The 12839-nt window shown below is 71.4% G+C and carries 9 protein-coding genes; 7 read left to right on the top strand and 2 right to left on the bottom strand.

The features are described 5' to 3' along the window. Window positions 1-53 precede the first annotated feature (53 nt). On the top strand, window positions 54-743 hold the full coding sequence (locus DSC45_RS24300) for a TetR/AcrR family transcriptional regulator (RefSeq protein WP_119294062.1): 690 nt from the start codon (window positions 54-56) through the stop codon (window positions 741-743). Between the two features lie 517 nt (window positions 744-1260). Beyond that, window positions 1261-2805 (top strand): MFS transporter, encoded by a 1545-nt coding sequence (locus DSC45_RS24295; protein WP_119294061.1) that lies wholly within the window; start codon window positions 1261-1263, stop codon window positions 2803-2805. Between the two features lie 158 nt (window positions 2806-2963). Here the strand turns inward: DSC45_RS24295 and DSC45_RS24290 are convergent, their stop codons facing one another. Further along, window positions 2964-4616: a (2,3-dihydroxybenzoyl)adenylate synthase gene (locus DSC45_RS24290; protein ID WP_119294060.1), complete on the bottom strand. Its 1653-nt coding sequence runs from the start codon at window positions 4614-4616 to the stop codon at window positions 2964-2966. Between the two features lie 192 nt (window positions 4617-4808). On the opposite strand from DSC45_RS24290, the gene DSC45_RS24285 reads away from it, so the two are divergent. Both DSC45_RS24285 and pabB read left to right on the top strand, forming a co-directional pair. Continuing rightward, window positions 4809-5873 (top strand): ornithine cyclodeaminase family protein, encoded by a 1065-nt coding sequence (locus DSC45_RS24285; RefSeq protein WP_162929336.1) that lies wholly within the window; start codon window positions 4809-4811, stop codon window positions 5871-5873. 306 nt (window positions 5874-6179) lie between these two features. Next, window positions 6180-8312 (top strand): aminodeoxychorismate synthase component I, encoded by a 2133-nt coding sequence (gene pabB, locus DSC45_RS24280; protein WP_205571416.1) that lies wholly within the window; start codon window positions 6180-6182, stop codon window positions 8310-8312. Between the two features lie 35 nt (window positions 8313-8347). Here the strand turns inward: pabB and DSC45_RS24275 are convergent, their stop codons facing one another. Continuing rightward, entirely contained in the window at window positions 8348-9214 is an 867-nt protein-coding gene (locus DSC45_RS24275; protein WP_119294058.1) for a prephenate dehydrogenase/arogenate dehydrogenase family protein, read from the bottom strand. Between the two features lie 71 nt (window positions 9215-9285). On the opposite strand from DSC45_RS24275, the gene DSC45_RS24270 reads away from it, so the two are divergent. From DSC45_RS24270 to DSC45_RS24260, 3 genes are all read left to right on the top strand, one after another. Beyond that, on the top strand, window positions 9286-9627 hold the full coding sequence (locus tag DSC45_RS24270; protein WP_119294057.1) for a chorismate mutase family protein: 342 nt from the start codon (window positions 9286-9288) through the stop codon (window positions 9625-9627). Beyond that, window positions 9624-10511 (top strand): N5-glutamine methyltransferase family protein, encoded by an 888-nt coding sequence (locus DSC45_RS24265; RefSeq protein ID WP_162929335.1) that lies wholly within the window; start codon window positions 9624-9626, stop codon window positions 10509-10511. Before DSC45_RS24270 ends, DSC45_RS24265 begins: the two co-directional genes overlap by 4 nt. Window positions 10512-10846: 335 nt before the next feature. Beyond that, the gene (locus DSC45_RS24260) at window positions 10847-12838 is read left to right on the top strand and encodes an alpha-ketoacid dehydrogenase subunit alpha/beta (protein WP_119294055.1); all 1992 of its coding nucleotides are present in this window, start codon (window positions 10847-10849) and stop codon (window positions 12836-12838) included. The last annotated feature ends 1 nt before the right edge of the window (window position 12839 follow it).

The following is a 12839-nucleotide window of genomic DNA, read 5'->3' as shown; positions in this document are numbered from 1 at the left end:
GAAGAGCATCGACCACTCCACTAGTCCGACAACAGTTGCATTAAGATGCTGTCATGCCGCAACCTCCGCAAGCAACCGGAACGCCGGATACCGCCTCGCGCGACAGTGGACCCCACTCCGCGACCCCGCCTGCTCCGGCCCGCCGGCCGGGCGGCCGCACCGCGCGCATCCGCACCCAGGTACTCGACGCGGTCCGCAGTGAACTCGTCGAGCACGGCTTCGACGCACTCACCGTGGACAGCGTCGCGGACCGCGCGGGCGTCCACCGCACCACTGTCTACCGGCGCTGGCGCGACGTCGGCGGGCTGCTCGCCGACGCGCTGGACGCCGACACGGGCGACGGCTGGCAGCCGCCGGACACCGGCACGCTCGAGGGCGACCTGGCGGCGATGAACGGCGAGATCCACGCGGCCCTGTCCGAGCAGCCCTCCATCACCGCGGCTCTGATCGCCGCCTCCTTCCGCTCCGAGGAAGCCGCCGGTGCCCTCAGGGACTTCTGGGAGGCCCGCTACGCACGCTGCGAGATCACCGTCGAGCGGGCCGTCGAGCGCGGAGAGGTTCCGCCGGACACGGCGGCCCGCGCGGTACTCGTCGTCGCTACGGCGCCGCTCTATCACCAGGTGGTCCTGCTGCGAACCGCGCCCGGCCCGGCCCTGCCCGCCCGGGCCGCCCGCAGCGCCGCGCTCGCCGCATCCGCCGGAGTCTTCAACCAGGACACGTCCGAACCGCGCGACCTGCCGTGACCGGGCCGCCGGGACCACGCAACCCCCTCAAGCTGCCGACCGTTCAGGCCTGTTGGGAACCGGGACCAGGTGCTCGACGGGGTCTCGCGCCGTCCGGTGCCGGCACCGGTGGTCGGGGCGCGGTCTCTAGCCGTCCTTGAGGGATTACCTGTAAACCGCCCGAGCGGTTTGTTAACGTGTGGGCGGGCCGAGCGGGATCTCACGGTCTTGTCCCAGGAGGGGACTTGGGATGGTGACAACGACTGTGCCCGCGCAGGCCGGGGAGGGAATGGCCGGGGGTCCGCCACCGGGACCGCGAGGAACACGCGGGCCCGCTGGCGGGCCATCGCCGCAGCGGGATACTCCCCGCCGGCGGGGCCGGCAGCCGGGCCGGGGGAGGGGCGCGTCGCTGTGCTCCCCCTTCTGCAGACACCGGCCGGCGTCCGGTCGGCCAGGACGCACCGGGTCGACGGCCCCCGGTTCTTGAGTACTCCGGGCCTACGCCGACCGTTGGCCCCCACCCCCAGGAGGAATTTCCTTGAACAGTACCGATCCAGGAGTTTCGGTGGAGCGCGATCCGAGGCGCTGGGTCATCCTGGGGGTGATCTGCCTGGCCCAGCTTGTCGTCCTGCTCGACAACACCGTGCTCAACGTGGCGATCCCCGTCCTCACCAAGGACTTGAGCGCGACCACGGCCGACATCCAGTGGATGGTCAACGCCTACGCCCTGGTGCAGTCCGGGCTGCTGCTCACCGCGGGCAGCGTGGCCGACCGGTACGGCCGCAAGCTGATGCTCATGACCGGACTCGTCCTGTTCGGCATCGGCTCCACGTCGGCGGCCCTCGCCCAGAGCTCCGGGCAACTCATCGCGGCCCGGGCCGGAATGGGCATCGGCGGCGCACTGCTCGCCACCACCACCCTCGCCGTGATCATGCAGGTCTTCGACGAGGACGAGCGGGCACGCGCCATCGCCCTGTGGGGCGCCGTGAGTTCGCTGGGCTTCGCGGGCGGGCCGCTGATCGGCGGGGTCCTGCTCGAGCACTTCTGGTGGGGCTCCATCTTCCTGATCAACATCCCCGTCGCGTTGATCGGCCTGGCGGCCGTCTCCCGGCTCGTACCGGAGACCAAGAACCCGCAGGGCGACCGGCCCGACATCCTCGGTGCCGTGCTGTCCACGCTCGGCATGGTGGCCGTGGTCTACGCGATCATCTCGGGACCCGAGCACGGCTGGTCGTCGGCCCGGGTACTGGTGCCGGTGGTGGTGGGCGTCATCGCCCTGTTCGCCTTCGCGCGCTGGGAGTTGCACGTCCCCTACCCGATGCTCGACATGAGCTTCTTCCGCAGCCGCCGCTTCAACGGAGCGATCGCGGGCGGACTCCTCGTGGCGCTCGGGATGGCCGGGTCGCTGTTCCTGCTGACCCAGCATCTCCAGCTGGTGCTCGGCTACGACGCGCTCCAGGCCGGTCTGCGGACCGCGCCGCTCGCCTTGATGATCGTCGGTCTCAACCTCGCGGGGATCGGTGCCAAGCTGCTCACCAAGCTGGGTGCGGCGCGGGCGATCGCGCTCGGGATGACCCTGCTCGCGGTAGGTCTGGCCACGGTGGCCGTACTCGGCTCCGGCGACGACGCGGGCTACGGCGGGATGCTCGTCGGCCTGATCGTGATGGGATCCGGCATCGCGGTCGCCATGCCCGCGATGGCCGTATCGATCATGTCGTCGATCCCGCCCGCCAAGGCGGGCGTCGGGGCCGGCGTGCAGGGAACGCTGACCGAGTTCGGTGGCGGGCTCGGCGTGGCGGTGCTCGGCGCGATCCTCGGATCGCGGTTCGCGGCACTGCTTCCGGCGGGCATCGGAGCCTCGGGGTCGCTGGCCGCCGCGCAGGCGGATGCCGGGGACGACCCGCAGTTGCTTGAGCAAGTGCACGACGCCTTCGGTGACGCGGTGAGCACCAGTCAACTGATCGGCGCGGCCGCTGTGTTCGCCGGCGGACTGCTGGCCGGATGCCTGCTGCACCTGGCCGACCGGGCCGCCGCGGCCGAGGAGAAGGCCGCCGACCCGGCCGAGGCCCCGACCAACGGATAGCCGCGCGCTCCACCGCAACGAGCGGGCCCCCAGGACACCACGGTGCTCCTGGGGGCCCGCCGTGTCCGCGACCGGGCGGCAGGCGGCCCCGGTCCGCCGAGGCAGCACCCGTCCCGCCCGCGGCACGGGGCACGTGCCGCCGCCGAGGACGGGATCGCTCATGCCGCCTGCCTGGCGAGCCGCTCCAACTTGTCGGCGATCCGGGCCCGCAGGACCTTCTTGTCGATCTTGTTCAGGCCGGTCAGCGGGAAGGAGTCGACGGCCTCCACACGGTCCGGCAGCTTGAAGGACGCGAGGCCGCGGGAGCGCAGCAGTTCGCGCAGGACCGGCAGCTTCGGCGCCGAGCGGCCGGGCGCCGCGATGACGTACGCGCAGACCTTCTCGCCGAGAACCGGATCGGGCATGGCCACGACCGCCGCCTGCTGGACGTCGGGGTGCCTCGCCAGATGGCCCTCGATCTCGGTCGCCGAGACCTTGTTGCCACCGCGGTTGACGACGTCCTTGATCCGGCCCTCGATCACGATGTTCCCGCCTGAGGTGCGGCGCACCAGATCGCCGCTGCGGTAGAAACCGTCCTCGGTGAACGCCCGGGCATTGTGCTCGGGCGAACGGTAGTAGCCCTGCAGTGTGTACGGGCCCCGGGTGAGCAGTTCGCCGACCTCGCCGGGAGCCACTTCGGCGCCGCTCGAGTCCACGATGCGGATCTCGTCGGCCGCAGAGACCGGACGGCCCTGCGTCGTCATGACCGTCTCGTGCGGATCGTCGTACCGGGTGAAGGTCAGCAGCCCTTCCGACATGCCGAAGACCTGCTGGAGCCGTACGCCCAGGAGCGGTTCGATGCGCTCCGCCACCTCGGTGTGCAGTTTGGCGCTCGCCACCTGGACGACCTCGAGACTGCCCAGGTCGAAGGCCCCGCCCTCCTCGGCGGCCGCCAGCCACAGGTGGATGATCGTCGGATTGAGCGAGGTGAGCGTGACGCCCTCCCGCTCGATCAGCGGGAAACAGGCGAGCGGCTGCGGCGAATCGGCGAGGACGACCCGGCCCCCGACCTGCATCGTGCCGATGACACCGGGACAGCCCCACGGGAAGTTGAACTCGACAGGCAGGGCCGCCAGATAGACGGTGGAGGCGTCCGCACCGCAGATCTCGCCGGTGCGCCGTGTCTGGTACGCGTAGCTCTCGTGGGTACGGGGGATCAGCTTCGGCAGCGCCGTCGTCCCCCCGGAGAGCAGGAAGAACGCCACGTCCGACGCGTCCGGTTCGGCGAGGCTCACCGGTTCGGCGTCCACGTCCGCGAGCGCCGTCCAGCCCTCGCCCGGCTCGTCCACCTCACCGGCGACGAACACCCGCGAGATCTGCGGGAGCCGGCCCTGGACCGACCGCGCGAGCGTGCGGTGGTCGAAGCCGTTGAAGGTGTCGGGCACGATGTACGCGCTCGCGCCCGACAACTCGGCCAGATGCTCGATCTCGTTGTCGCGGTAGACCGGCAGCACGAACACCGGAAGCGCCCCGAGACGGAAGAGCGCGAAACACACCGCCACGAAATCGGGGGTGTTCGGCAACTGCACCAGCACCCGGTCGCCGGGGGCGACACCGTGGGCCGCGAAACCGGCCGCGAGCCGGTCGCACCACTCGTCCAGGGCGCGGTAGGTGATGCGGCGCCCGCCGTCCGCGCTGACCAGGGCCTCCCGGTCGCGGTACTCGTCCGCCCACTGCCGCAGCAGCGAACCCAGCGTCTCGCCCTTCCAGTACCCGGCCTCGCGATAGCGCGAAGCCAGCTCCTCGGGCCAGGGGACGCATCCGTCCAGCATCGCTCGTCCTTCCGTCGTTCTCGTCCGCCCCAGTCTCCGCAGCTGTGTTGACGCGGCGCTGATGCGCGGGTGCCGCGGCCGTCCGGCGCGTCAGGTGGCGTCAGCTCTGCGTCAGCACCGGACCTCACCATGACGGCGTACGAGCTGATGGAAGCAATGCCGTGAGCGGCTGACGAAATGGGAGCGCACCCGATGGAGACCTGGGTCCTGAGCAGGCATGACATCGCGGACATCGTGTCCGCGGTCGGTCGTGACGCCCTGATGGGCCGGGTCATCGACCGGCTCACCGAGGGATTCGCGGAGATCGGTCACGGCGGACGCGAACTCTCGCCCCTGCGCGACGGGTTCGTGCGCCCGGAACCGGTGCACGGCATCTTCGAGTGGATGCCGCACCGCGACCCGGGCGACAGCATCACCATCAAGACCGTCGGCTACAGCCCGGGAAACCCCGGCCACTTCGGGCTGCCCACCATCATCGGAACGGTCGCGCGCTACGACGACACCACCGGCGCTCTCACCGCCCTGATGGACGGCGTGCTGCTGACGGCCATGCGTACCGGCGCCGCATCGGCGGTCGCCGCCAAACTCCTTGCCCGCCCCGACAGCCGCACACTCGGACTGATCGGTGCCGGCGCCCAGGCCGTCACCCAACTCCACGCCCAGTCCCTGGTGTTCCCGCTGGAGCGGGTCCTGGTGTGGGACACCGACCCCGCGCACCGCGACAGCTTCGCGCGCCGCGCCGCGTTCACCGGGATCCCCGTAGAGATCGCCGACCCGGCCCGGATCGCCGCCGAGGCCGACATCATCACGACCGCCACCTCGGTGCCCGTGGGCGCCGGTCCCGTGCTGCCCGACGGCCCGCACCGCGAGCACCTGCACATCAACGCCGTCGGCGCCGACCTCGTCGGCAAGACCGAACTGCCGCTCTCGCTGCTGCGCCGCGCGTTCGTCACCGCGGACCACCCCGAGCAGGCCCACCGCGAAGGCGAGTCCCAGCAGCTCGCACCGCACGAGAGCGGACCGGGCCTGGCCAGGCTGACCGCCGAACCCGCCCTCGCCGACGAGCGACGCGGCGGACTGAGCGTGTTCGACTCCACAGGATTCGCCTTCGAGGACGCCCTGGCCATGGAGGTCTTCCTGGAAGCGGCGGCCGAGCACGGGTTCGGCAGCCGGCTGCAGATCGAGCACCACCCGGTCGACACCGTCGACCCGTACGCGCTGCAGCCGCTGCCCGTCGCCGCCCCGGCCCCGCGCTGAACCAGGCGCGTCCACCACCCCGGCCCGTACCCGCGAAGGAGACGCCTCGATGGCCCACACGACCCTGCCCGCCCCCGGCCGGCCGTCGAGGACGGCGGACGCCGTCGCTTCGGCCGACCGCGCAGCACGCGCGACGCACACACAGTGGACGAGGACGAACACGGTGTCCGCGCCGTCCACCGGTACGCCGACGTGTCCCTCGCGCCCGGCGCGGAACCGCGCTGCCACCGCGACGGGCCGCGCGGTGCCCGGAACCTCCCGTTGACCGTGCGGCGAGCCTGAGACGAGGAGACACCGTTGCGTACCGTGCGAACTCTGCTGATCGACAACTACGACTCGTTCACCTACAACCTCTTCCAGATGCTGGCCGAGGTGAACGCCGGCCCACCCGTCGTCATCAAGAACGACGACTACGCCGCCTGGGAGGCCCTGGACCCGCGGGACTTCGACAACGTGGTCATCTCGCCCGGCCCCGGCCACCCCGGCACCGACGCCGATCTCGGACTCAGCAGGCGGGTCATCGAGGAATGGGACCTGCCGCTCCTCGGCGTGTGCCTGGGCCACCAGGCACTGTGCCTGCTGGGCGGCGGCGAGGTGGGCCACGCGCCCGAGCCCGTGCACGGCCGCACCAGCCGGATCGAGCACGACGGACGCGACCTGTTCGCGTCGATCCCCTCGCCCCTGCGTGTGGTGCGCTACCACTCGCTCACCGTCCACAGCCTCCCCGCCGACCTCGAGGCCACCGCCTGGACCCTGGACGGACTGCGGATGGCCGTACGCCATCGCGACGCACCGCGCTGGGGCGTGCAGTTCCATCCGGAGTCCATCAGCACCGAGTACGGTCACCGCCTGCTCGCCAACTTCCGCGACCTGAGCCTCGATGCCCAGGGGAGCCCGCCGCTGGGCATCGAGGTGCCCGGCGCCCGCGAGCACCTCGACCAGGACGGGCCCGAGCCGTCCGGCGAACTGCGGCTGCATGTACGGGAACTGGCGGAGGTACCCGATGCGGACGCCGCGTTCGAAGAGCTCTTCGGGGACGCCCCCGTCCGCTTCTGGCTGGACAGCAGCCGCGTCGACGCGGGCCTGTCCCGCTTCAGCTTTCTCGGCGCCCCCCGGGGGCCGCTCGGCGAGACCCTCACCTACGACGTCGCCGAACACCTCGTGCGGGTGAGCGACCCCCGTGGTGACAAGGTGCGGCAGCAGCCCGGCACGCTCTTCGCGCACCTGGAGCGGGAGCTGGCCGAGCGCCGACTGCCGGTGCCGAACCTGCCCTTCGAGTTCAACCTCGGCTACGTCGGCTACCTCGGGTACGAGACCAAGGCCGACAGCGGCGGCGAGCGTGCCCACACCGCCGAACTGCCCGACGGGGCATTCATGTTCGCGGACCGGATGGTCGCCATCGATCACACCGGCCACCGCGCCTGGCTGCTCGCCCTGAGCGGCGACGGGCACCCGGGGAGCGCCCGCACGGCCGAGCGCTGGCTCGCCGACGCGGCCCGGTCGCTGGCCGGCACCGTGCCGGGCCCGCCGTTCAGACTGCTGCCCGACGAGGAACTCCTGCCGCTCGACGTGGAGTTCCGGCACGACGCCGCCGCGTACCGGAAGCTGGTGGAGGAGTGCAGGCGCCTGATCCGTGACGGTGAGACCTACGAGGTGTGCCTGACCAATCTGCTGCGGGTGCCCGGCCGGGTCGACCCGCTCACCGCCTACCGGGCGCTGCGGGCCATCAGTCCCGCGCCGTACGCCGCCTATCTGCAGTTCCCCGACGGCGCCGTGCTCTCGTCCTCACCCGAGCGGTATCTGCGCATCGACGCCGCGGGCACCGCCGAGTCCAAGCCGATCAAGGGCACTCGGCCGCGTGGCGCCACCCCGTCCGAGGACGAGGCCCTGGCGCGTGGGCTGGCCGCGGCCGAGAAGGACCGCTCGGAGAACCTGATGATCGTGGACCTGGTCCGCAACGATCTCGGACAGGTCTGCGAGATCGGCAGCGTCCATGTACCGAAGCTGTTCGACGTCGAGTCGTACGCCGCCGTGCACCAGCTGGTGAGTACCGTACGCGGACGCGTCTGCCCGGACGTCTCGCGTCCCGAGGCGGTGCGGGCCGCATTCCCCGGCGGGTCGATGACAGGGGCGCCGAAGGTGCGCACCATGCAGTTCATCGACCGGCTCGAGGGCGGGCCGCGCGGCGTCTACTCCGGAGCGCTCGGCTACTTCGCCCTGAGCGGCGCCGTCGACCTCAGCATCGTCATCCGCACGATCGTCGCCACCGAGGACGCCGCCACCATCGGCGTGGGCGGGGCGGTCATCGCCCTGTCCGACCCTGATGACGAAGTGCAGGAGATGCTGCTCAAGGCCCGCACCACTCTGCGTGCGCTGCGGCAGGCGCAGTCCGCCGTCCCCGCCGGGAAGCGCGAACTGCTGGCCGGCAGCGTGCGATGACCACCGCCGGGGTCCGGTCCGGTCCGGCCCGGCTCTCACCGCAGCCGGGCGAACGACTCGGCACAGGCAGCGGCCAGTTCGCCGCGGTGGTGCTCACCGAGGGTGGCGCGCAGCTCTTCGAAGAGCGCCTCGAACTGCGACTCGTCGCCGCTCGCCACCGCCCGACCGAGTCGCTGAAGGCCGTGGCCCACGGCGCGCCGGGCGTCCTGCGCATGCGGGTTGCCCGCCTGGACGTCCCAGTACACCTCCGGGGCGCCGGAGGTGATGCGGGCGAGAAGCTCGAGCAGTGTGCGGTGCGGCGGAGGCGCGGTGGCGCGCAGCGCCCCGACGTCCGCACCGAGCTCCTTGAGAGCCAGGCCGAAGGCGAGCACGGCCGCGTGCGTGGCCGCCTGCTGCGTGGCCGTCAGTGTGTCGTGCTCCCGCGCCGACACCTCGACCACCCGGGCGCCCCACTGGGCGACCAAGGCCAGGAACGCCCGTACGGCGGGCCCGTCGGTCACGGTCGCCGCGGCCACCGGGCGGCCGGGCAGGGGCAGCGACGGTGCGAACATCGGGTTGAGCCCCACGGCCTGGATCCCGGGTGCCAGCGCGCGCAGTCGCTCCGCGACACCGGCCTTCACCGACAGCGTGTCCGCGAACAGCGCGTCGGCACGCATCAGTCGGGTCACCGGGCCGATCGCCTCCAGCGCCACCGGCTCCGGTACGGCGAGCAGCACCAGGTCGGCCGCCGACAGCTCGCCGGCGGCAGCCGGACCCGGAGCGCGGATGTCGTCGGCAAGGGCGCCGGGGCCCGATGCGGCCGGATCCACGCAGCGGACCGTCGCCCCCGACGCGGCGAGGTGCGCGGCGAACATCCGACCCACCTCACCGGTACCGCCCGCCACCACACAGTGCTTGAACATCTGTCACCCCCTGGCCCAGGGCCGCACGCCGAAGGCCTAGTCGAGCCGAATTGATCAGGAGAGGAATCGTCATGTCACTACCTGCCGGACCCGCGGACGTGTCCGAGGACCTGGAGTCACTGCGCGCACGGCTCGACGCCGTCGACGCCGCCCTGCTCGACACGGTGCGTGAGCGCCTGGAGATCTGCCTGCGCATCGGTGAGTACAAGCGCGTGCACGAGGTGGCGATGATGCAGCCGCACCGCATCGCCACGGTGCAGGGACGTGCTGCACGGTACGCGCAGGAGCACGGCATCGACCCCGCGTTCCTGCGCAGCCTGTACGACACGATCATCGCCGAGACGTGCCGCCTGGAGGACGAGTGGATCGCGGCGGGCGGAGCCGCCGGCGCGGTGGAACGGCGGGCCTCGTGACGACCGCCGTACCGGCCCGGGACACCCTCGCCGCCGCTGTGGACACCGCCGTCGCACGTCTCGTCGACGCGGGCATCGAGCAGGCGGCGGCGCACGACGACGCCCGGCTCCTGGCCGCACATGCGGCCCGGGTCGACCCCGGCGACCTCGACGGACAGCTGCAAGAGCAGGTCCCCGCAGACTTCTGGGCGTACGTGGAGCGGCGCTGCGCCCGGGAGCCCGCTGAACGCATCGTGGGCCACGCCTGGTTCATGGGGCACCGCTTCGACCTGGCTTCGGGTGTCTTCGTACCGAAGCCGGAGACCGCGGAGATCGTCGACGACGCACTCGGCAGACTTCACGGCCTGCTTGAGACCGGGGTGCGCTCGCCTGTGGTGGTCGATCTGTGTGCCGGTCCCGGCACCATGGCGGTCACCCTCGCACATCGGGTGCCGCAGGCCAGGGTGTACGGGATCGAACTCGCCGAGGACGCGGCACAGGTCGCCGTGCACAACGCCCGTGGTACGGGCGCGACGATCGTGCAGGGTGACGCGCGCGACGCCTTCCCCGAACTCGACGGCACCGTCGATCTGGTCGTCACCAACCCGCCCTACATCCCCGTCGGCCTGCGCACCAGCTCCCCGGAAGTGCTCGACTACGACCCCCCGATGGCTCTGTGGGCCGACGAGGGGGGACTCGGGATGATCCGTGCGATGGAACTGACGGCCGGTCGGCTGCTCCGGCCCCGAGGGGTGCTGCTCCTCGAGCACGGCGGCTATCAACTGGAGTCCGTGCCCCGGCTGTTCGCAGGGACCGGCCGCTGGGTCACCGCTGTCTCGCGCGCCACGTGCAACGACGGGTGCCTGACCGCCGTCCGGGGCGAGACGGCCGGCCGCACTCCGTGACGGGCGTTGCCCGCGTGGCCGGCGACTCATGAAAAACAGGCTACACGGTATGGTTTCGCGGTTCGGTCGTGGTGCGGCGGTGCCGGCGTAGGGCTGGCGCAGGGCTGCGGTGCCGTCGTGCGGCCGAGGTGGCGCGGTGCTGCCGTGCTGTCGTGGGGCCGTGGGGGCGAGTCGCTCCCTTCCCCGGCTTCCGCGCCTCCCTCTCAGGAGGGAGGAGTCACTATTTCTCTGTATCCGATTCACCGGAACTCACTCCCGTGAGCCAGTACCACCGCTCCGTGAATTGGTTATCGAGGGCGATACTCGAAGAGTGGGGAGCACGGCACTATTTATCTGTGAAGAATCGGACGAAGGAATCCCGGCCTTCGGGGATACCCGCCGAACGCCGGGCGGACTTCCTCGAACTGATGCTGCTGTCCAGGGAATGCGACCGCAGATCGGGCATCGTGCTGCGCCAGGGCGAGGCCTGGTTCCATATTTCCTCCTCCGGTCACGAGGGACTGGCGGCACTCTGCGAGCTGCTGGATCCCGAGGACCTGATATTCCCCCACTATCGCGACCGCACGCTCCTCATGGCCCGGGGAATGGGACTTGAGGACCAGGCCAGGGATCTGATGGCCAAGGCCGAATCCCATTCCGCCGGACGCAATATGAGTGCCCACTTCGGCCACCGCGCCGGAAACGTCTTCTCGATCGCGAGCCCCACCGGCAGCCAGTGCCTCCCCGCCGTGGGTGCCGCCTGGGCCTCGCGATTGAGGGGCAGGGAACAGGCCGTCGTCTGTTCCATCGGCGACGCCTCCACCCGGCAGGGCGAGTTCTTCGAGGCGGTCGCCTTCGCGGTGGAGCGCCGACTGCCCGTCCTCTTCCTCGTCTCCGACAACGGCTACGGCATCTCCACGCCGACCGAGCACATGTCGCCGCACGCCCTCGGCCTGCTTCCCCAGGCACGCACGACCGTCGTCGACGGAGCCGACCCCGACGCGCTGTACGCCGCCTCCCGCAAGGCACTCAAAACGGTGCGAGGAGGCAAAGGCCCCGTAATCCTGTGGTGCAATCTCGACCGGCTCGACCCGCACACCTCGTCGGACGACCATCGCGTCTACCGCAGCAGCGAGGATCTGGCCGCCCTGCGCGACCCGGTGGAGACGTTCACCGCGCGGCTCCTGTCGGAGGGCACCGTCGACCAGGCGTGGCTGGAGCGCACCCGCGCGCGCCAGGCCGAACAGGCCGAAGCGGTCTTCGGGCAGGTCGCGGCCGAGCCGGCCGCCGATCCGAAGCTGATCATGGAGCACCTCTACGCGCCGGCGCAGCTCACCGCGCCGGAGCCGGCCCCGGAGCCGCTCACCGAACCGTGCGGCGGGACGATCGTCTCCGCAGTCAACCGTGCACTGGCGACCGGCCTCGACCGCCACCGTGAACTCGTCCTGTTCGGCGAGGACATCGACGACCCCAAGGGCGGCGTCTTCGGCTTCACCAAGGGACTCGGGAAGGCCGCGGGCGAGCGCATGACCAACGCGCCGCTGGCCGAGGCCACCATCGTCGGTGCTGCCGTGGGGCTCGCCGCAGCCGGCATGCGGCCCGTCGTGGAGCTCCAGTTCATCGACTTCGCCGGCCCTGCCTGGAACCAACTCGCCTCTCAGCTCACCACGTTGCGCTGGCGCACGGTCTCCACGTGGCAGTGCCCGGTCGTCATCTACGCGCCCTGGGGCGGCTATCTGCCCGGCGGCGGAATCTGGCACAGCCAGAGCAACGAGAGCCTGTTCACTCATCTGCCCGGTCTGCGGGTCGTCGTCCCGTCGACGCCCGAGGACACCCACGCCGCCTTCCTGGATTCGTTCACCGCGCCCGACCCGACCCTCATCCTGCTGCCCAAGCATCTGATGCGGCAGCGCCGGGAGCCCGCCGCGCGGCCGGCACCGGCGCTAGGTGCCCACACACTGCGCTCCGGCACCGATGTCACCCTCGTCAGCTGGGGCAACGGGACCGAACTCGCCGCCGAGGCCGCCGACACGCTCGCCGACGAGGGGGTCGCGGCCGACGTCATCGACCTGCGCTGGCTGGTTCCGCTCGACCGCGAGACCGTCGCCGCCTCCGTACGCCGCACCGGACGTCTGGTCGTGGTGCAGGAGGACAACCGCACGAGCAGCTTCGGCGCCGGCCTCATCACCGAACTCCTGTCGGCGGACGAGGAGTTCTACTCGCTGCTCGCCCCGCCGCGCCTGGTGAGCCGCGAGGACGTACACGTCCCGTTCCACCCCGACCTGGAGCGGGCCGTGCTGCCCGCCGTGGGCGACGTGATCGCGGCCGTCCGTTCCGTTCTGGCCTGAC

The sequence above is a fragment of the Streptomyces sp. YIM 130001 genome, assembly GCF_003574445.1.
Taxonomy (GTDB): domain Bacteria; phylum Actinomycetota; class Actinomycetes; order Streptomycetales; family Streptomycetaceae; genus Streptomyces.
This window is presented reverse-complemented; position numbering and strand designations above follow the sequence as displayed.